General features: G+C 37.8%; 17 protein-coding genes. 12 read left to right on the top strand and 5 right to left on the bottom strand.

Features of this window, described 5'->3' with window-relative positions; genetic code table 11:
- Positions 1–63 precede the first annotated feature (63 nt).
- The 5 genes from JR334_07230 to JR334_07210 all read left to right on the top strand — a co-directional run bounded on the left by JR334_07230 (position 64) and on the right by JR334_07210 (position 4461).
- Positions 64–738: a TIGR04282 family arsenosugar biosynthesis glycosyltransferase gene (locus tag JR334_07230; protein ID QRN84780.1), complete on the top strand. Its 675-nt coding sequence runs from the start codon at positions 64–66 to the stop codon at positions 736–738.
- Complete coding sequence (locus JR334_07225; protein QRN84779.1) at positions 731–1729, top strand: aminoglycoside phosphotransferase family protein; 999 nt, start codon at positions 731–733, stop codon at positions 1727–1729. Before JR334_07230 ends, JR334_07225 begins: the two co-directional genes overlap by 8 nt.
- A complete protein-coding gene (locus JR334_07220) occupies positions 1716–2417 on the top strand; it encodes a TIGR04283 family arsenosugar biosynthesis glycosyltransferase (GenBank protein ID QRN84778.1) in 702 nt (233 codons plus the stop codon). The genes JR334_07225 and JR334_07220 overlap by 14 nt, the downstream gene beginning before the upstream one ends.
- Positions 2417–3283, top strand: a complete 867-nt coding sequence (locus JR334_07215) for a nucleoside hydrolase (protein ID QRN84777.1) — start codon at positions 2417–2419, stop codon at positions 3281–3283. The genes JR334_07220 and JR334_07215 overlap by 1 nt, the downstream gene beginning before the upstream one ends.
- A gap of 446 nt (positions 3284–3729) precedes the next feature.
- Positions 3730–4461 carry a DUF554 domain-containing protein gene (locus JR334_07210; protein QRN84776.1) on the top strand — a complete coding sequence of 244 codons (732 nt, stop codon included), beginning with the start codon at positions 3730–3732 and terminating at the stop codon, positions 4459–4461.
- A 213-nt stretch (positions 4462–4674) separates the two neighbouring features.
- Here the strand turns inward: JR334_07210 and JR334_07205 are convergent, their stop codons facing one another.
- Positions 4675–5892, bottom strand: a complete 1218-nt coding sequence (locus JR334_07205) for an IS256 family transposase (GenBank protein ID QRN84775.1) — start codon at positions 5890–5892, stop codon at positions 4675–4677.
- A gap of 720 nt (positions 5893–6612) precedes the next feature.
- On the opposite strand from JR334_07205, the gene JR334_07200 reads away from it, so the two are divergent.
- Genes JR334_07200 through JR334_07180 form a run of 5 tightly spaced genes read left to right on the top strand, consistent with a single transcriptional unit; the run spans position 6613 to position 10202 of the window.
- Positions 6613–7188: an ECF transporter S component gene (locus JR334_07200; protein ID QRN86881.1), complete on the top strand. Its 576-nt coding sequence runs from the start codon at positions 6613–6615 to the stop codon at positions 7186–7188.
- Between the two features lie 21 nt (positions 7189–7209).
- On the top strand, positions 7210–8055 hold the full coding sequence (locus JR334_07195) for an energy-coupling factor transporter ATPase (GenBank protein QRN84774.1): 846 nt from the start codon (positions 7210–7212) through the stop codon (positions 8053–8055).
- On the top strand, positions 8040–8897 hold the full coding sequence (locus JR334_07190; GenBank protein ID QRN84773.1) for an energy-coupling factor transporter ATPase: 858 nt from the start codon (positions 8040–8042) through the stop codon (positions 8895–8897). The genes JR334_07195 and JR334_07190 overlap by 16 nt, the downstream gene beginning before the upstream one ends.
- Entirely contained in the window at positions 8884–9660 is a 777-nt protein-coding gene (locus JR334_07185) for an energy-coupling factor transporter transmembrane protein EcfT (protein ID QRN84772.1), read from the top strand. Before JR334_07190 ends, JR334_07185 begins: the two co-directional genes overlap by 14 nt.
- 20 nt (positions 9661–9680) lie before the next feature.
- Positions 9681–10202: a hypothetical protein gene (locus JR334_07180; protein QRN84771.1), complete on the top strand. Its 522-nt coding sequence runs from the start codon at positions 9681–9683 to the stop codon at positions 10200–10202.
- Positions 10203–10270: 68 nt separating this feature from the next.
- Here the strand turns inward: JR334_07180 and JR334_07175 are convergent, their stop codons facing one another.
- On the bottom strand, positions 10271–11428 hold the full coding sequence (locus tag JR334_07175; GenBank protein QRN84770.1) for an IS256 family transposase: 1158 nt from the start codon (positions 11426–11428) through the stop codon (positions 10271–10273).
- A gap of 564 nt (positions 11429–11992) precedes the next feature.
- On the opposite strand from JR334_07175, the gene JR334_07170 reads away from it, so the two are divergent.
- On the top strand, positions 11993–16348 hold the full coding sequence (locus tag JR334_07170; GenBank protein ID QRN84769.1) for an S-layer homology domain-containing protein: 4356 nt from the start codon (positions 11993–11995) through the stop codon (positions 16346–16348).
- A gap of 174 nt (positions 16349–16522) precedes the next feature.
- On the opposite strand, the gene JR334_07165 is transcribed toward JR334_07170, so the two are convergent.
- Together JR334_07165 and JR334_07160 are read right to left on the bottom strand one after the other, a co-directional pair.
- On the bottom strand, positions 16523–18037 hold the full coding sequence (locus JR334_07165) for an APC family permease (GenBank protein QRN84768.1): 1515 nt from the start codon (positions 18035–18037) through the stop codon (positions 16523–16525).
- A gap of 925 nt (positions 18038–18962) precedes the next feature.
- Positions 18963–19703, bottom strand: coding sequence for a methyltransferase domain-containing protein (locus JR334_07160; protein QRN84767.1), 741 nt, complete (start codon positions 19701–19703; stop codon positions 18963–18965).
- Between the two features lie 314 nt (positions 19704–20017).
- Here JR334_07160 and JR334_07155 point away from each other — a divergent pair, with 314 nt between their 5' ends.
- A complete protein-coding gene (locus JR334_07155; protein ID QRN84766.1) occupies positions 20018–20563 on the top strand; it encodes a hypothetical protein in 546 nt (181 codons plus the stop codon).
- Positions 20564–20733: 170 nt separating this feature from the next.
- Here the strand turns inward: JR334_07155 and JR334_07150 are convergent, their stop codons facing one another.
- Positions 20734–21357 (bottom strand): type II secretion system protein, encoded by a 624-nt coding sequence (locus JR334_07150; protein ID QRN84765.1) that lies wholly within the window; start codon positions 21355–21357, stop codon positions 20734–20736.
- Positions 21358–21398: the final 41 nt, after the last annotated feature.

Below are 21398 nucleotides of genomic sequence, written 5' to 3'. Positions count from 1 at the left end.
ATTTCGCAATGATCTATTAATTGCTTTGAGTGGAGTAAGTTATGAAAGAGGGAGTGAATAGTTATGAAAGACAAAGGGATTATTTTATTTACAAAAATTCCTGAAATCGGAAAAGTAAAAACTAGACTAGTACCTTTTTTGACAAAAGAGATTTGTGTTGAACTCCAGACAGCTTTTATAAAGGACATATATGATAGTATAAGAGAAATGGGAATCGATATCATCATTAGCTATGCAGGAGCTGGCGATTTAGAGGTTCTAAAAAATATTGTTCATAATGATATTCAATTCATCAAACAAGAAGGACAGGATATAGGAGAAAAAATGTATCATGCCATAGCTAGCGCCTTAGAAGACTATAATAAAGTGATTCTTATAGGCAGTGATATTCCCCTGATACATAAAACGGACTTGGAAAAGGCGTTTAATATTCTGGAAGATAAGGAAATGGTTATTTCGCCCACATTTGATGGGGGATACTACTTAATTGGCATGAAAACGGAAAATCACGATATATTCAAAATAGAATATAGTAAGAGTTCCGTTTTTGAAAAAACAATCGAAAATATGGAAAGTCTAGGATTGAGCTATGGGATAGGAAATATTCTATTGGATATAGATGATAGAGAAGACCTTATACGCCTATATAATGCTTTAAAAAGTGATGAACATATAGCTTGTTGCAACACACGAAAAATTGTAAACCAGATTATGGAAAGTAATGAAGAGAATGAATAAACTATGTTTAGGCACGATAGAACAAGATGAATATTTTCAGGATAGATTCGGCATTGATGATGTGGGATTTAGCATTTTAGGTCAAGGGGAATATAATATTAATTATTTTTTTAGGTCAAAAACCTATGGCAAAGATTTGGTTTTAAGAGTGGCAACAGATAGTCAAATGGACCTCGAAAACCAAATTAAATATGAATATGACGCTCTAGTATTGCTAGAGAAAACAAAAAGGACACCGAGACCAATCTATTATGATGATAGAAAAAAATTGGTGCCATATGGTTTTTTAGTAATGGAATATCTTCCAGGAAGGCATTTGGATTATCGGAGCGACTTAGAAATAGCGGCTAGGATTTTGGCAGATATTCACAATGAACCTGTCCCTGAAGCAAATACTTTATTGAAACCTAAAAATCCAATCGTATCTGTTTATGAAGAATGTTTAAACCTGTTTGAAAAATATAGAAATTCAGACTATGTGGACCAAAGAATAAGCGATAAAATTATTGATTTATTAGAATATGGTAAAAATATCGATACGGATGATATTGGATATAGGTGCATCATAAATACAGAATTGAACTCTGGCAATTTTCTTATTAATGGTAAGAATGGTGCAAACTATTTAGTGGACTGGGAAAAGCCAATATGTGCTTATCCAGCGCAAGATTTAGGGCATTTTCTAGCGCCAACAACAACATTTTGGAAAACAGATGTTATTTTGTCCCGAGAAGAAATTAATCATTTTATAAAAGAATATTGTAGAAATTCCAATCAATATAAAGACGCAAGTGAGCTATGGCAATCTGTTAAAAATTATGTGGCTATAAACTGTTTGCGGGGGATTACTTGGTGCGCTATGGCCTATGTGGCTTACCAAGATCCCAATAAAATCATCGTAAATGAATACACCTATGCAAAAATAAAATCTTACTTATCTGAAGAATTTTTGGACATGATAAAGAAAGAGTATTTTTATGAATATGAATAGACAAGCTAAAATTTCGATAATTGTGCCTGTTTATAATGAAGCTACAAACATCCAAGCATTTATGTCATATATGGAACAATTTAAGCCTCATTGTGAAATTATATTTGTAGATGGTGGCAGCGATGATGGGACTGATCAGATACTTGCAGAAAAATATATGCTGTCCTATTCATCAAAAAAGGGTAGGTCCTATCAAATGAATCACGGGGCATCGCTAGCTAGTGGTGATATACTATTATTCTTACATTCAGATAGCCTTTTATCCGATGGTGCATTGGCTGAAATTGAAAGGATAATTTCAGAAGGTTATAAAGTTGGTTGTTTTAAAATAAGATTTGATAGTAGTAGCATTCTCATGAAGATATGCAGTTTTATGTCCAGTGTAAGAGTGAGAGTAAGGAATATAGCTTTTGGGGATCAGGGTATATTCATTGAAAGGGACTTTTTTAATCAGCTAGGAGGATTTGCAGAGCTTCCCTTGATGGAGGACTACCAATTGTCTATGGACATAAAAAGATATGGACAAAAAATTGCCTTGGCTGATGCAACGATCATAACTTCTGAGCGCCGATTTACAAAATTTGGAAGAATAAGGACCATGGCAAAAATGCAAAAATTGCAATATATGCATAGGCAGGGTGTCGATAGTGCAAAGATTGCCAGTCTCTATGAAGAGGATGCTATATAATGAGTAGAAAGATAATCATAGATTGTGATAATACGTTTTCCGTAAGTGGTTGTGATATAGATGATGGGCTTGCCATTATCTATGCTTTGGCACAAGAAGATACAGAAATCTTAGGTATATGCACAACATTTGGAAATAATGAGTTGGATATAGTCTTTCCGAATACTGTTAGATTTATGAAAGATATTGGATGCGAAAATATACCTGTTTACAGAGGGACAACGGATTCTTGTGCGGACAATGAAGCAGCGAAGTTTCTAGTAGACATGGCCAATACTTATGAAGGAGAACTATCGTTAATTGGCTTGGGCTCCCTGACAAATCTTTACCACGCCTGGCAACTGGACCATACATTCTATAATAAGATAAATGCGATTTCACTTATGGGAGGCATCACCGAACCTTTAATAATAAATAATACCTCTTTACGAGAGTTGAACTTTTCGATTCATTATCAAGCGGCGCTACATGTATTACAACATGCCAATAAACTCATTATCGCTACTGGGAATACGTGTTTAGATGGATTTTTTACCAGAGGAAGATTCGACAAACTGAAAGAGGGAAGTAAATTTGAAGGTTGGCTATATGAACAGGCCATATACTGGTTCGAAGGGGTAGAAAAAGTGTTTCATAGTAAGGGGATATACCTATGGGATATTCTAGCTGTTGCAGCACTCTTGAATCCAGAATTATTTCAAAATAATTGGGTGGATATTTCTCCGGACAAAGTAAGTATAAAGAATGGAATGCTTATTGGTCACGGGAATACCCGAAGTGTAGTGATACCAAAAATTAGAAATGTTGATAATTATATTGAACATATATATTTGAGCTTTAATAAATTTGGAGAAATATATAAATAAAAAGGATCAATTAGTGTGTTTGGGCTACGATAAATCAAAATAATTAGGCATTCAGCAACTCGGAACATGGTATAAAAAAATAATATTTATTGCTACAAGTTTCTACCTGAAGGTTAGTATCAGGATAACTACGCAATTTCATCAGTTTTGGGTTTCAGTATATTGGGATTTACCTGCTCTACTTCACTTGTGAATTCAAAATCTATGAGGTGCTCACAAAACTAGGTAGGTATGGCTAGCATGAATCTTCAGCAGTCATGAAATTAAGTGGAATGTTTTCAAAAGGAGCATTCAAATTAGGCCAAGCCATCAGGCGGTCTTTTTTTCGGTTTGTTTTGTAACTTACCTGATTCGGAGTTCACTGATGGCTTTCCTTTTATTTAATTATCTAGATAAAGAGGCTTGACTATGATAAATTGAATTGACTAAATTATGAGGAGAGAATTATGCCAGCTGGAGTAATCATTAATGTTTTATCTGTGTTTTTTGGAGGAATTCTGGGAGCTATTGGAGGCAAGAGGTTGTCGGAAGAGCTGAAAAGGGAGCTTACCATGATTTTTGGTATATGCGCATTCGGAATGGGTATCGCTGCCATAGGACTCATGAAAAACATGCCAGTTGTCATTTTTTCCGTAGTTTTGGGTACGGCGATAGGGTTACTCACCAACCTTGGTAACTGGATTCATAGATTGGCCATTCAAATGCAAAAACCGTTTATGAAATTGTTTGAAGGACATCATTCAGATATGAGCCATGATGAATTCATGGCTTCCTTGGTAACCATCATCGTCTTGTTTTGTGCAAGCGGTACCGGCATATATGGTTCCATTGATGCTGGGATGACCGGCGACAGTACCATCTTGATATCCAAATCTATATTGGACTTCTTTACGGCAGCTATTTTTGCCAGTCAGTTGGGTGCCGTAGTTTCGTTGATTGCAGTTCCGCAATTCTTAATTCTTGGCTTGCTAGCGGTTGGTGCCAAGTTGATTTTTCCGTTGACGACACCAGAGATGATTATGGATTTTAAAGCCTGTGGCGGTTTCTTGCTCCTTGCCACTGGGCTTCGCATTGCAGGAATCAAGAGTTTTCCCATTGCCGATATGATACCAGCCATGGCCTTGGTCTTACCTTTATCCTATATTTGGACCAATGTCGTTACACCATTACTATCATAATAAGTAATTCACTCGGAAGATTGCCTGGTAGACTTAGCTTAGAAAAATCAGTAATATAAATAGCAAGAAGAATGAACTAATCTTTCAGTAAAAAATGAAATAGTATACCGTTTTGGCTTGGTTTCTTATTTGAAAAGAGACCAAGCCTTTGATGTATTGCGGTGATTGATAAGTCAAGTCCACATTTGTGTGTAAATTCCTCGGTAGTTTAGATTAGGCGACTGCAGCAGCCTTTGCAGAATTCTTAGATTCAGAAAACGTCTGGTAGTAAAGAGCCATCTCAAAATACTTGCGGCCAGTCTGCCATTTCTCGTCCTGTTCCATGAGTAGGGCGCCAATGAGACGGATAACCGAAGCCTCATTCGGGAAGATCCGTATGACTCGCTCTCTACGGCGAATCTCCTGATTTAGTCGCTCAATGCCGTTGCTGGTTCGGATCCGTTTCCTGTATTTTAAGGGAACGCTGAGAACAGCTGTGACATCGGCAAAGGCTTCATCTAGAAGATTCATTGCACGTGATGCTTTGGTTTCGTACTTGTCCATAATCTCATCACGAACTTTGTTGGCACTTTCAAGGTCAACAGCTTCGTAGAGCCTACGTAGATGTTCTTTCAGTTCTGGCTGCAGTGACTTTGGTGTCAAGTCTAGCACGTTCCTTGAAAAGTGTGTTTGGCATCTCTGCCAGGTAGCACCCTGGAAATGTTTCCTGATGGCGTTCACAAGTCCTCTGTGGCTGTCCGAAGTGACCAGATGTACATCTTTAAGACCTCGGTCCTTCAAGGATGAGAAGAACTCGCTCCAGCTTGTTTCAGACTCTGTGTCTGCCACCCTGAAACCGATGATTTCACGGTAACCTTCTTGGTTAACAGCCACCGCTACAAGTAATCCCTTGGAACGTACTCTGCCGTCTTCGCGTACCTTGAGGTAAAGGGCATCCACCACCAGGAAGGGATAATGCTTTTCGAGCGGACGGTTCTGAAAATTCTTTACGATGGGATCCAACTTTTCGCACAGTTTAGAAACCATAGACTTGGAGAACTTCCTGCCACAGAGTTCATAGGTGATGTCTTCCACCTTCCTGGAGGATACACCGCTCACGACCATTTGCATCATGGCCAGAAGCAGGGCTTGCTCGCTGCGCTGGTAACGCTCAAAAAGTTCAGTGCTGAAGTCGCCGTTACGATGTCTTGGGACGTGCAGCGTCAGAGTACCCACGCGAGTGGTCAACTGTCGGTCCCTGTATCCGTTACGGTAAGCCTTCCTTTCGTCGGTGCGTTCGTATGGGGCAGCACCAATTTGGTCATTAGATTGAGCAACCAATACTTGGTTGAATATCTCTTCCAATAGGTTAGAAAAAGCTTCATCTTTTCCATCTGAGACGAAAAGACCGTGCAAGAGTTCTTCGGTTAGGGTAATATTGTACTGAGCCATGATTCACACTCCTCGGTTTAGTATTTGCTAGCACATTTATTGTAACCGAGTTGTGAGTTTTTGGCTCATTTTGTTTTTACACCATTATATGTACTTAATCAGAAGACCATCTGATTCTACCTAAGCTGAAAGCGACCATAATAAAGAAAATATCGGATGACGATAGACTCAAGTTGTCACAGTAAGTAGATTGCCAACTGGGAAATATTATATAAGCATCAGTATCAGAAATGAGATGTGCATTTAAATAAAAGGAACAGTGGGGAATACGGGGTTGGCTTGCTTATGCCTGCTTGAACGAGAAGCTCTCGCTTTTTTACGTAGTGAGAGTATATCACTATTTATATTACAAAATTTGCCGGGCTTCATGAATGTGAGTATGTCCGATAAAATTGGTCAAAGTCTAATTTTTTCAATGGCTGATTTTCCCACTTAAGGTTAAAAAATCCTATTAAAACAAGGGCTAGAAGCTTCATAAGTTTAATTTAGATTAGCCTAGATAGTATAATATTTATCTATTGGATAAAGTAATTTTAATATGATATTCTTCTTAAAGTATCATGATTTGCATACAGATAAATCTTAATTCGATTTACTTAGATTTAGTGACTTATTTTATCGATGGATGCAAAGAGTGACACCAATGGTATTGATGGACAAGAGGATACTGACGAATTAATTCGATTGGTGTAGAAATACTAAATAAAGAAAAGAGGAGTAATCATGAAAAAAATTTCCAATTCTAAAAAGTTAGTTTTAAGCGGATTGTGTGTTGCGCTCAACATAGTTTTAGGGGTTACTGTGGGAGCTTTGAACTTACCTTTTTATGGCGACACAATGGGTACCATGTTTTCAGCCATAATTTTTGGACCGTTAATTGGTGCGATTGTTGGATTCTTGAGTAGTTTTATTAAGAGTATTTTATTCTCTGGTATCCAAAACTTACCGTTTGCAGCTATTAATGTAATGATTGGTTTAATTGTTGGTTTTGCATTTAAAAACAGAAAAATGAGTTTATTGAAATCATTTTTAGTAGGCCTTTTGCTGAGCTTCTTATGCGCACTTATCGGTACACCGATTGGTATTGCTGTTTATGGTGGATTAACTGGAACCATGAGTGATGTTATTGTGATATCTTTGAAAAAAGCGGGAGCTTCCTTATTCACGGCATCCTTTGTTGCGAAAATTCAAAATAACCTAATCGACAAAGTTGGTTCGATGATTATTGTTTACTATATTGTTAAATCATTACCTCTTAAGTATAAAAAAGAGTTTTTACAAGAAAACGAAGAATAAAAGTTGTCAAAGGAGAACGTTATGTTAGAAGCGAAGAATATTGATTATTATTATGAAAAATATAACGAGAATTCTCAAAAAATCGAGAAAGTATTTGCAATTAAAGAGATGGATTTAACTATTGCAGAGGGTGAATTTTTGGTCATACTAGGAAAGAATGGTTCCGGAAAATCTACTTTCTCTAGGCTTTGTAACGCACTCCTTACACCAACTAGTGGTATTCTCTATGTTGATAATATAGACACACTTGACGAAGAGAAGGTTTATGAAATAAGAGAAAAGGTTGGCGTGGTTTTCCAAAATCCCGACAACCAAATTATTTCTACAAAAGTGGAAGATGATGTGGCTTTTGGGCCAGAAAATCTTAATCTAAATAGTTTGGAAATTAGAAACCGCGTCGATTATGCGGTTTCTTTAGTTGGCATTGACCAGATCAAAAATGCTTCTACTGATGAGCTCTCAATTGGACAAAAACAAAAGGTCTCACTTGCTGGTGTTTTGGCAATGAAACCTCAATATATTATTCTAGATGAACCCACATCAATGCAAGATCCAAAAAGTCGGGAAGATATCATGAATGTGCTCAAACAGATACGACAAAAGTCAAACGTTACCATAGTTCTGGTGACACATTATATGGAAGAGGTAATAGATGCGGATAGGGTAGTTGTTATGGATGAGTCAAAAGTTCGGATGAGTGGAACGCCAAGAGAAATCTTTTCTAGAGCAAAAAAGGTTAGAGAGTATGGCCTTGAGTTGCCAAGGATCCTACAGATATCCAATAAACTTAGGGAAAAAGGTGTGAAAATCAGTAAAACGATTTTAACAAATGAAGAATTGGTGGAAGAATTATGTCGATTAGGCTAGAGAATGTGAGTTATAGCTATGGTAAAAACCAAGCAATAAAAAATGTAAACGTAGATATTAAATATGGTGAATTCATAGCTATTATTGGTCATATAGGTTCTGGGAAATCTACATTTATTCAGATGTTAAACGGCCTTAAAATACCTACGAAAGGGAGCATATACTTAGATGGAGAGAAAGTTACGAAGAAAGACTACCAAAGGGGAAAACTAATTAACAAAGTCTCAATCGTATTTCAATATCCTGAGCAACAGCTCTTTGAAAAGACTGTTATAAAAGATGTCTGCTATGGCCTGATAAATCGAGATTTATCAGATGAAGAACGTCTTAAAAAAGCCGAGGCAGCATTAGAAACTGTAAAAATTGATAAAGGTAATTTTTACTCTTCTCCGTTTGAACTATCTGGCGGGCAGAAAAGACGAGTTGCAATTGCCGGCGTTCTTGCTATGGATTTAGATGTTATTGTTTTAGATGAACCAACTGCAGGTCTAGATCCCATAGGAAAAAATGATATATTAGGTATTCTAAAAGATTTGAATCAAAAACACAACAAGACCATTGTGCTAGTATCTCATGATATGAATGATGTGTGCGAATATGCAGATAGAGTAATCGCCATTAACAAGGGCGAGATTGTATTTGATGATATTCCGAGAGAAGTATTTAAAAACAAAAAAGAGCTTGAGTCTATGGGGATTATACTCCCGGAGGCTAATATATTGCTTCGGAACCTTAAGGATAAAGGATTTTCGGTGGATGCTAGTTTAGTCGGTATCGATGAAACAGTAGACGAAATTTATGATTGTCTAATAACTAGGAGGTGTCTGAATGAAAAGTCTTAAATATATTTCTACAGAAAGTATAATTCATTCTCTTGATCCTAGAACGAAACTCATCACAACATTTATATATCTAATACTACTTTTTACTGTAAAAGACATACCAGAGTTCCTTATAGTGGCGATCTTTCTCGCTGGAGTAATTAAATTGGCAAAGGTGCCTTTTAAAACTGTTTTCTCTTGCATAAAACCCTTGTTTTTCTTACTACTTGCTACGTTTATTTTTCAAGTACTAACCAATTCTGGTGATATTGTAAAATCATATGGCATTATTACTATTAGCAGAAAGGGATTCTATAAAGCTCTTCATTTATCTTTTAGAATTATTCTTCTGGTCATTGGTGGAGCAATGGTTTCTTTTACAACTACTACGACAGATATTATGAATGGCGTCGATAAAATCTTGGCCCCACTGAAAAGAGTAAAAATTCCTGTATCTGATTTATCTTTTATTAGTATTATTGCGATAAAGTTTATTCCGATTCTTATAGATGAGACAAGTAGAATAATGAATGCCCAAATGGCTAGAGGAACGAACTTCAGAAGCAATATTTTCAGCAAAGGCAAAAATCTAATAACCATCCTTATACCTGTATTTTTGTCTGCTTTTGATCGTTCTACTGCGATTAGTGAAGCCATGGATTCTAGGTGCTTTAAGGATACAAGCAACCGAACGTATCGAAATACTTTAGAATACGCGAAGATAGATTACATAGCCTATGCACTATTTGCCGTATATTCATTTGCTATCGTAGTAATTATTTAGAATGGAGGAAACAGAGAAATATGAAAAGAGAGAAAAAAATTATTGTTGTCTGTCATTGTTTGCTCAATTGTAATTCTAAAGTAGAAGGCCTATCAGTTTTTGGAGGAGCGCACGAAGTTGTAAGAAGAATTATTAGTGAGGGTTATGGATTAATTCAATTACCTTGTCCGGAAATGATTATGTATGGAATAAAGAGATGGGGACATGTGAAAAATCAATTTGACACCCCCTTTTTTAAAAGCCAATGTAGACTCATGCTGACACAGTACATCCAACAATTTAAGGATTATATTGACAACGGTTATAGCATACCCTCTATTATTGCTGTTAACTACAGCCCTAGCTGTGGTTATGATAAGACTTGTATATCTGAACAATGTGGAGGAAACTCCAAAGAAACGGGTGAATATAACGTAGAGAGCGTAAATGAAAAAGGTGTATTTATTGAAGTGTTGGAAAATATGTTAAAGGAAGAAAATCTCGATATTAAGATAATTGGACTAGATGAAAAATCGTATGATGATACTTTTGAATTCATGTAAAGCTAAGGTTTTGTTAGTGTCAAGTTAAGTGCGCAATTTCATCAGTATTGAATTAGGCATTGTGCCGATCAAGCTGCTTGTTGGCGCTCAGAAGCAGTCAGCTCAAGAGTTTCAGGTTTTACATAAGAACGACCAGTAGACCAATCTTCACTGTATTCAATAAGGTAGCTGGTGACTAGCCGGACATATGAATCAACAGTAGGAAAAACACCTACAACACCGGAACGACGGCGGATTTCTCGGTTGAGTCTCTCAATCATATTTGTAGATGAAATCTTACGAGAGTCAATTCGAGGAAATTCGTAGAATCTAATTGAGTCCTCAAGCCCATCTTCCAGTGTTTCAATCGCTTTAGGAAAACGGGATTCGTATTCATCCATAATCAGGTTTGCATAGGACCGTGCAGCTTGTTCATCAGGCTGAAGCCATATGTTTTTAAGTTTTGCGGCAAAGGATTTCTTTTCCTTTGCAGGTATATGCGCCAAGATGTTTCTCATGAAGTGAACCTTGCAACGTTGCCATGTAGTACCGATGAACGATTCTTTCACAGAGGCCACGAGCCCTTTGTGAGCATCGCTGACAACCAGCCAGACTTTCTCTAAGCCACGTTCCTTCAAAGAGTCAAACATGTGATTGTAGCTAGACTTGGACTCTTCATACATGGGTTCAACGGCCAGAATATCCCTGGTACCATCGGTTCTGAGACCACAGACAACATGGACTGCCATATTGGCGACATGCCCATCAACGCGAATCTTTTCGTAAAGGGCATCGACCCAAAGGACAGGATATTCCTTATCCAATTTCCGGTTCAAAAATGCATCTACCTGAGACTGTAATTCCTTGGTTATATTACTGACCTGGCTCCTTGAAATAGATTCAATACCTAGGCCCTTGGCAAGCTTCTCGATTTTCCTGGTGGAAACTCCGTTGATGAATGCCTCTTGTATAACATTGATCAGAGCCACTTCGGATCGTTTCCGTTCAGTCACGAAGAAGGGTATATAGCCTCCCTTACGTGGTTTGGGTACCATCAAGTACATGCTGCCCATTCTGGTGTCAAAACGTCTTGGACGGTATCCTGCGCGATACTTCTTACGGGTTTCGGTGCGCTCAGATTTGCCAGCACCGATTTCTTCTGCAAACTCAACTTGCATGAGTTGATCGCAAAGCCAGTTCAGCATCGCTAGCATAGGATCTTCAGCAGTCATGAATTTGAGTAGCATTTTTCAAAGGGTAGATTAGAATTAAGATGAGTCATCAGTTGATCTCCTTTTCGGATAGTTTCGTCACTTACCTAATTCGGAGTTCCTGATGGCTTTCCTTTTTTGAAAATTACTTTTGCGCACTTAATTGTATACGACCCAAAAATGGTGCATCAGTTTACAGAATCCATAAATAGCAAATAGCAGTTCTTAATAAAAACATACGCAGCTTGAAGTCTGAAGATGGAAGTTTTGCTTGTAGGCATAGGGATGATATTTTTAGTATATGCTTAACATACTATTGCTATCGTATACAAAATAACCCGTGCAATAGTATTTTGAATATAGTAATATTAAATAGTCAATGGCTATTTATCAAGTTTTTGCATACTGTGAGCAGAAACTTGCAGCTCATAATAGTGCGCCTCTGAATATGTTTTAGGTATTTATCAATATCAATATGTAAAGTAGATGAAGGTGTGTGGTGTTGATTTTTAGGTTAGCAATATGCCGGCGATTCCAATACAGATAATGCAGATAGTATTACACAAAAGAATAAAACATATTTTAGTATCGGAGGACAAGATGAAAAAGCGACCTGTTATTGCACTGCTGACCCTTTGTTTGATGGCGACATTGTTTTTTGGTGTACAGATTGATGAATGTAGCGCTATAGTCTTAGATTTGCCTATTGCAAACTCTAGCTATCTTTTTAGTGGAGGGGATGGATCAAAGGATGATCCCTACAGTATTGATTCGCCACAAGACTTTGCCCAATTCGGCGCAAATGTTAATGGAGGCAGTACCTATGTTGGTAAATATTTTGAATTAGCATCAGATATTGATTTGGGTGTTTATGAAAAATGGGTTCCAATAGGTATCAACGGTTTTTCACCTGACCAGAGATTTCAGGGAACTCTGGATGGAAAAGGTCATGAAATATCAAATTTCACAGTAGAGTATCAGAGTAGTTACAGTGGCTTGTTCGGGATATTGCAAGGAGGGACACTTTGTAATCTTGTTTTATCGAATGGTAGGGTAAATGGGAAGGATATGGTAGGCCTTGCGGTGGGCTTGAATTACGGGACTGTATACAATATATCGGTTGTTGACTCGGATGTTACAGGCCATAGAAGGGTTGGAGGAGTTGTTGGACATAATGGAGTGCAAGTATATAACTGCAGTACTGACGCTTATACAATAGTGTCTGGGGTTGAATTAGTCGGTGGAATAGCTGGATACAATTATTTTGGGTCTTTATTCAATTGTTATAATATGGCATTTGTTGCAAAGAACACAGAAAATTCATATTACACGATGCAAAACCACGGTGGTATAGTAGGCAAGAACCAATATGGCGAATTGGGGAACGTATTCAACGCTGGGATGATTGAGAATATGAATGGCTTCGGTCAAGTTATGGGAGAGGGTAGCATGAATTATTATGCGGATAGCTGCTACTATAACACGCTATGGACGCCGAATAATATGTTGGGAACAGCCGTTTCAGATAATTGTTTTTACAATTATACTTCAACAGATGAGCCATTATCCGAACTTTTAAATAAGAATTTGGATAAATCGTACCTATCGGATACCCGTTATCTAACATGGACTCAAGAGGAAGGGGACATACCAAGGCTTAGCACAGAATATTGGGTTGCTCCAATTAAGGTTGAATCATTGGAAGTTACATCTAAAAATGATAAAGATACCCTTGCATATGGAGATACTTTACAAATGGTTGCAATAGCGAGTCCGGAGGATGCAAGAGATAAATCTGTAAGTTGGTCTGTCGAAAATGGAACTGGAAAAGCAAAGATAAATGCTAGTGGACTTTTAACGAGCGAATCGATTGGCAAGGTCACGGTAATAGCTGTTGCCAATGATGGTAACGGTGTTCAAAACTCTTTAGAGATTACAATAACCAAAGGAGAACAAAATGCGCCCGAAAATCTACTAGGCCTTGCTCCAAGATTCATTGGCTATTCCGATGGAATAATAACAGGAACGAATGAAAAAATGGAGTTTAGCATAGATCAGAGTGACTGGGTTGCATGTAGTGGAGCTGACATAACTGGTTTATCCAAGGGGAACTATTATGTTAGGTATAAAGAAACAGAGTATTATAATAGTGGTGAAATAGCTACAGTCATGGTTCCTGCATCAAATATTTCAGCGCCTGTTGCAACCGTTGAAGGCACGCTTGGGGAAAATGATTGGTACATTGGGCAAGTGAATCTCGTGGCTCCAACTGGCTATACTGTAAGTACAGATGGACAGAACTTTTTTGATAAAATTCAATTCACGGATGATTGTTCATGGAAATCGTTTGAATATTATTTGAAAGAGATTAGTAGCAATACAGTCGAAGATAAAATATTTACCAATGCTATTAAAATAGATCAGACTAGACCAACTATTTTGGAAACTATCGTAAAGGAAATAACGTCACAAAGTGCTTCGATAACAATCACACCATATGATAAAACGAGTGGTATTGAAAAGATCTGTATATCAAATGTTAATAGCACCCCGGAACATATCATCGAGAATGGAACAGAAATAGACAAGACGTTTGAACTATCAGGATTGGCTGCAAAATCTCAGTATTATGTTTATGTAGCAGCCGTGGATTTCGCTGGCAACGTAACTACATATACGGATACGATTCAATTTACTACCCTACCAGCAACTCCAAGCGCACCGACGCTTGAAAGCCAAACTGCAACCAGCATAGTTCTGAATGCAGTAAATGGATGCGAGTATAAGCGGGATAACTTATCATGGCAGGATAGTCCTTATTTCAGTGACCTATCGCCAAATACAAACTATACTTTTTATCAAAGAATCAAGAAGAAAGAACCGATTGCTTCTTCGGAATCTAGTACAGGAACAACGATTTCTACGGAAAAGGGTACCCTGATTGTTGAGATACCACCAAGGGCAAATGCAGTCTATGGCACAAAGTTGGAGTCTATCCCGATTATAGGTGGCATGGTGAAATTTGGGGAGGAACCAATAACAGGAACCTGGGCTTGGAGCGAAGCACAGGATCCAAACGTACTTCCACCGGTGGATGGAGATTCTAAATATGAAATCATATTTATACCAAATCGGAATGCTGAAGACTACAAACCGTTAAGCACGACTATTCTTCCAGTAATTTCTAAGGATAATTATTTGGATGATTATGAGATTGAAACAGAAAAAATCTATGATGGCGAGTCGGTAGAGATTCTAACGGAATCTAACATTTCTTCTGAATATAGTTATATGTGTGAAGGGGAAACAGAGTTCCTTCCAGGGAAACCGATGAATGCCGGAACCTATACAGTGAAGATTATTATCCAAGGTGATCAAAACCATAATGATTTTGAAAAGATTGTAACGGGTATCAATATCTTCAAGGCCAATCTAACAGGAACACCTACCTTTCAAGAAAAAGCCGACCGGTTTGAAAAAATCAAGGTGGATTTAAGTGGTGTTCAGTTTAATGATGTTATGGTTCCTGGTACAATTTCATGGAAAGATTCGAACGGGACGCCACTTATGTCATATGTCAAGGCAGAAAAAGGAGAAACCTATTACTGGACATTTTCATCAGATAGTAACAATTTCAACAAGCTTGAGGGGAAAGTGGTGTTCACAAAAAGTGCTACTCGAGCCTCGTCGGATAATAGTACTAATGAATATGTAGCTATTTATGTGGATGATGACAAAGAATTTGCGGGAAGCCTTAGAACAGAAACTAGTAATGCCCAGTCTACTACAATGTTGACGGTTTCTGATGAGAAACTTTGTGAGATCCTTAAATCTAGAGCTCAGGGTGCAGAAGTTGTAATCCCGATAAAAACGGGTTCAAGTATATGCGCTAGTTTAATAAATGGACAGACAATCAAAGATTTGGAGTCGAAAGAATCAACGATTGAGATGCTAACGAAAAATACTAGTTATCGATTGCCAGCCAAGTTGATTGCAATTGATGACATTGCAAATCGCTTCGGTGAAGGAGTTGCTTTAAAAGACATTACGGTGGAGATTCGCATTAGCGAGGCATCTGATGAAATGGTTGATATGCTGGAAGAGGCAGCTCAAAAAAATAAGTTTTCGATTGTGAGCCCGGCTGAAGATTTCACCATTCGTTGCACATATAATGGGAAAGAAATCTTGGTAAACAGTTTTGGCTCATACGTAACACGAAGAATTGCCATTTCTGTCGCGCTAGATCAAACGAGCATCTTAACAGGAATAGCCATTAATTCAGATGGAAGTACTCGCCATGTACCGACCCGGATGCTAGTAATTGATGGTGACTATTTTGCAGAAATTAGTAGCCTGACAAACAGTACCTATGCTGTGATCGATAATGAGATTATTTTTACGGATATTGAGAATCATTGGGCACAGAATTCTATCCATGAAATGGGCGCGAGAATGGTTGTGTCCGGTATTGGAAATAACGAGTATGCTCCCAATAGTCAAGTCAATCGCGCTGAATTTGCTACAATCTTGGTAAAAGCTCTGGGGCTTGAAGCGGGGAATGGTAGTGAAAACTTCACGGATGTATCGGAAACGGATTGGTATGCAAGCTACATTACGACTGCCGTACAGTATGGTCTTATTGCAGGGTATAGTGATGGAACCTTTAGACCTGAAGAAGAAATTACCCGGGAGCAAGTAATGGCGATTGTTGCAAGAACAATGAAGTTAACGGGTATGGAGGCTTCTTTGCGTGATGATGAGGTTGCTGGGCTATTTGCCGAATATGAAGATGCTGAGCTCGTTGCAAACTATGCAAGAAACAGTGTTGCAACTTGTTTAAAGACGGGCCTTATATCTGGTAGGACTGATGTTACTCTTGCACCCCAAAAAGGTATGTCGAGGGCGGAGATTGCAGTTGTTATTGAGAGACTTTTACAAAAATCAGCGCTAATATAATGGCTGAATTTTGAAGGATAGCCTTGTATGGAGTTTGATAGGTACCGTATTTGAACAGAGATACTCCCAATTATTTTTGTGGGATAAGTAGCATTATGAAGATAAGAAAAAAGGGAGCTTAGCTCCCTTTTTGTTATTGAAATAGGTTTCAAAAATTGCAACGGATGCAATATTCTAGAATTCTTTTTCCTCAAATTCCCCCGAAATCTTGCTTGGGCAAATCATCCAAACTGGTTCTTTTTTCCATCTAAATATCATCATATACATGTAAAGCGCAAGACCGACTAGCATATATATTCCTAAAGCTCTCCAGGCACCTGCAGGTTGACCGAAGGCAGTACCAATCATAATGGCTAGACAGATAATCAAGGTAAATACCCTAAAGGCCATTCCGCCTTTCAGCTTAAAGGGCCTTTCCCAATCAGGTTCTCGTATGGCTAGGCGGATTGAAGAAATGGTAGTGATAAAATAGGCTACAGCTACGGAGAATGCCATCAGTGAGTAGAAGTTTGCTAGGAAGGCTGAGTCAGAAAATGCCAACTGTACCAAGGCCAATCCCAGTATGAGTAGATTGGGAATGATGGGTTGGTCGTATTTATTGGTTTTGGAAAAAGATTTTGGCAAGAAACCTTGTCTGCCCATTGCATACAATAAGCGGACACCTGAAATCCAAAAACCTAAGACGCTGGTGCCAATTGTGAATAGGACTGCTGCAACACCAAATATCCAAAACCATCCTGGTAACCAATATAGGGTTTCCTGTACTACTTTTAGGGATATAAAGGGACTGAAATCACCACTGTTTGTCAAGGCAGCCCATGGCTTTACGGATTGCAAAGCAAAATAGAAAAGCGAGTAGATTAAACCGCAGGTTACGACAGAACCGATGATTGCTTTAGACATGCTCTTTATTGGAAACGTACCTTCTTCCACCATCTGTGGGACAATTTCAAAGCCGAAGAAGGGTGTAATAATTAGCGCAGTACCAATCAACCATCCATACCAGTTTGACCCTCCTCCTACGGGTAATCCATCGGGTGTGAGGGTAGTTCCTGGGGCTGCATAGCCAGAGGCGATAAAATTATTAAAATTACTTAAAGACATATCTTTGCTGAATAAAAACAAGACAGTTGTTATGGCAACGATGGTTAAGGATGAAAACAGCATGAAGGATTGAACTTTACCCGCTATTTGAATGTTTAGCATACTCAAGGTGCAGTAGAAGGCCAACGCAATAGCTGCAATCAGAAACATTTGGGTTAAGGATAGATCCAGTTGGAACGAAAATGAAAACCATTCAATAATGCCCAAGACCCCTGCTGGAGGTACAATCAGCCAGGCAGCCATAATTAACCAGGCGGATAAGAATCCGAAGTGTTTACTTAGGCCTATCGTGTTATAGACAAGCTCGCCACCGCAGTTTGGCATCATCGTGGCTAGCTCACTGTAAATGAAGGCAATCGGAAGACACATCAAAGTCATAAGAATAAAAGATAGGAAGGTAGCTGGTCCTCCAGCCGACATAAACATACCATCCCAGTACCCGATGAAGGTGTAGATGGCACCTGTAGCTAATGCGTAAACATATAGAAGTCGTAATCCTCTTTTTAGCTTGCTTGATTGATCGTATCTTGATAACTTGACCTCACTTGGGGTTGTGCCATTTGTTTCCTTGTTATTAACTGACATACTTACCTCCTAAGTTAAATTGGATTTTTTACAACGTGTTTACTATAAGCCGTAAATATTATATCTGTCGGATTTGAACAGTTCTACTATGTGTAGAAAACCTACTTATGTCAATAGCCTATCTGCTTTATCAGGCGTTAGCCATCTATATATTTGTTCACAAAGATGCTATAAGGATAACGGAGATAATCAGCTTAAGCCTTAACAGATGGGTTGCATAGCTGTTACACTGGCTTCATTTGCAGAAGTATCAATAGCCAGTGTACTGTTACCATGGCTACTTTCTTCACAATCTAACTATTGTTGCTAGTATTCCCATAATTTCCCTCACTTTCACAATATTTGTTTATAATATGTAATATTAGCCTTTCTACGATACCTACCTGTGACAATTCTTTATTCTTATTGGCAATAACGAACATGGATGATAAAAATACATTGCAAATTAAATATTTCACATAGGATAAGAAATTTACTTCAAAAATATTCAAATTTATGCAATAAATGACAGCAATGATATGACTGATGTTAATTGGGTGGGAATTATCAGCGGAGATTAGTATAAATGCATAGTCTTCATTTTACTATATAATAAAGCAAGATATTCCGGATATAGCTTGAACCTTAATGCAAGTGAAAGAGTGCTCCTAGAAAGTGAGAATCGTGGAGTATAAAGGAATTTTTCGAAGTATCGGTATTATTTAAATGTAAAGAGATATTGGAGAATGGGGTCTAGCAGGTTGGAAGGATCATCGTATCAGCTAAAGCCAAGTATTATGAAGCTTTGATCGACAATTTGGCGATACCGAGGAAAGCAATATTAAAAGTGCTTGAAACGGTATTTAGCTAGAATATATAGAAACCGGGCCCTTATGACTACTAGGGCCCGGTTGGGGGTAAGTATTTGAATAGAAGGTTTGTGATGTTATTGATAGAAAACGTTCGCAGATGCCTTCTGGACATCGATGATGATGGTACGAGTTTTTTTTGTTTTAGGCAAATAGTAGCCACAATGTAATTTTTGTAATTTACTATTTAGAAATTGTTCAATATCCTCAGGGTCACTGATTTTGTAATAATGCTCAATGTATTCATAAGCATCTCTTCGGTCTCTAAGAGGTTGACCAAATTCATTTGCTTGAAAAATTTGAGTAAAGGGGATATTCAAATCCTTTAGAATATCTGGTGCTGACTCCATAATCTCTTTTCTTGAATAATCTAGGTTTTTCTTAGTATAAAGTTGTGGTGAGATAGTGTGATTATTCTTTTCTGGAACGATAGCAATGATGTACTTTTTTGCTACTCGCATTAATTTTTCGAGCTGTTCTTCCAAAGCACTAAAGTGACTGAAAAGCACCACGTCAAATTGTTTGTTTTCGGTATAAGGCAACCAGTTTGCAACTACTGGCTCAATATTGCGAATGTTGTTTGATACCAATTCATCCTTTAAAAAGGATATTACTTTTGGATTGATATCAATGGCAGTGATATGCTGTACATGGCTAGAAAGAGTCATGGATAAATGTCCGCAGCCACAGGCTATTTCACATATGTTACTATCTTGGTCTAACAAGTCTATAATTGGTTGAGCAATTTTTTGATAATATTCTGAGTAGGAAGCAGCTTGCTGCATCCATTGAAGTGATTTCTCATTCCATTTGAACATTTTGATTCTCCTTAGGCAAATAGCACCATTGTAGGATCCCAAGTGCCGGATGCAGGGAAGCATTGCACTGGAATATTATATCAGTACTAAGCGTAGTGCTTTGGAATTATCGTATGTAATCATCAAATAAATTCATAGGGATAAGGCCATTCCTAGTGGGTAGCTACTTGTTTGATGGTATTAAATTTGCTATAATAAATTACGTTATTCTAATAGAAGTATAACGCTGGCTGCGAATTTTGTCAATTTGGTTTATCACTGTTCTTATGCCATTGGATCAGTGTCAAACTTTCTGTATTTGTCGAGGATGGATTATGAAAAATATTTTGATAACTGGTGATATCAAGACTGGTAAAAGCACATTGGCAAAAGCGATTGCATGCCAAATGGGAATACCTGCAAGTGGATTCTTAACATTGCCTTATTTTGAGAAAGGCAAAAGAGAAGGATTCTTTCTGAGTAAATGGGGAGAGTCTCCTCTTTATGAACCCGAAAACCAATATCATAAAATATTTTGTCTATATGATGAAAAGCGTGATTTTGCGGTAAAGACGCAGGTCTTTGAAAGCTTTGGAGTTCAATTGGCTAGGGAAGCCTTGCAATCCAATAAGCAGTTGGTAGTCATAGATGAACTGGGCTTTATGGAAAGAAAGGCAACCTCTTTCCAAGAAGAAATATTGAAATTACTAGACAGTAGAAAACAAGTAATCGCTGTGGTCAAACCCAAAAAGACTGCATTTTTGGATGCGGTCAGGAGTAAAGGGATACTATTCGACTTAGATCGACAGTATGCAGAAGATATTATGATGGAAGTAAATGAAATGTTGATTAAAAGAAATAATCTATATTGTGTAGGTTAATCCTAGTACTAAAAATCGAAAAGATTCTACAACAGAGTTTATAAAGGTTAACGTCACCGTGATATGTACCCGGTGATGTTAACCTTTTTTTATTCGCTGATTCTACTCAAATTGAAAAAGGTGCTGATAAGAACCGAAAAAGGTCCTAATCAACACCTATCAACCTATAATTATTCCAATGTTCCTAATAACTCGGATTTAGTCTTATCCTTTTTAACATAGTAGAACTCTATATGGTCTGTGGTTCCATCACTTGTTTCAGTATCAAAATAGATAACGATCGTACCAAGTAGATTTTTTGTATTTCCGCTTCCCTCGTAGGCATAGTTTGCATTGTCTGTCATGAAAATAGCAGGGCAGAAACCTTCGCCAGAGGATAATGTATAGTCATAATCAAGGACACTTCTTTTGCCACTATAGGGATTTGTGATGTTAACTTTATTGCTATTAGTATCTTCACCAGCTTGCGGATTAGAATTGATTTTTTCCCATTCTTTTTCAATAAGGTTATTGAGTGTGGAGGTATCATTTCGGTTGGTATTACAATCTAGGCAATAGTCATCGTACTTGCCATGCCATTTGTTTTTCTCAATCGATACGGAATACAGTCTTACAATTCTCTTGGTATTCAGAGTATTAATCCTCAGGACATCTTCCTTGGCTTTTTCCGTATACTGTAAATATGAAGGAACTACAACGGCCATTAGAATACCTAAAATGGTAATAACAACGATAAGTTCAATCATAGTGAACCCACCATGGCGTATGCTTTCAAATCTTTTGTGTGTTTTCATAGTTGCCACTCCTTTTAGCGATTCTTAGTATTAGTCCATGC

The sequence above is a fragment of the Clostridia bacterium genome (assembly GCA_016887505.1).
Taxonomy (GTDB): Bacteria; Bacillota; TC1; order TC1; family UBA5767; genus UBA5767.
This window is presented reverse-complemented; position numbering and strand designations above follow the sequence as displayed.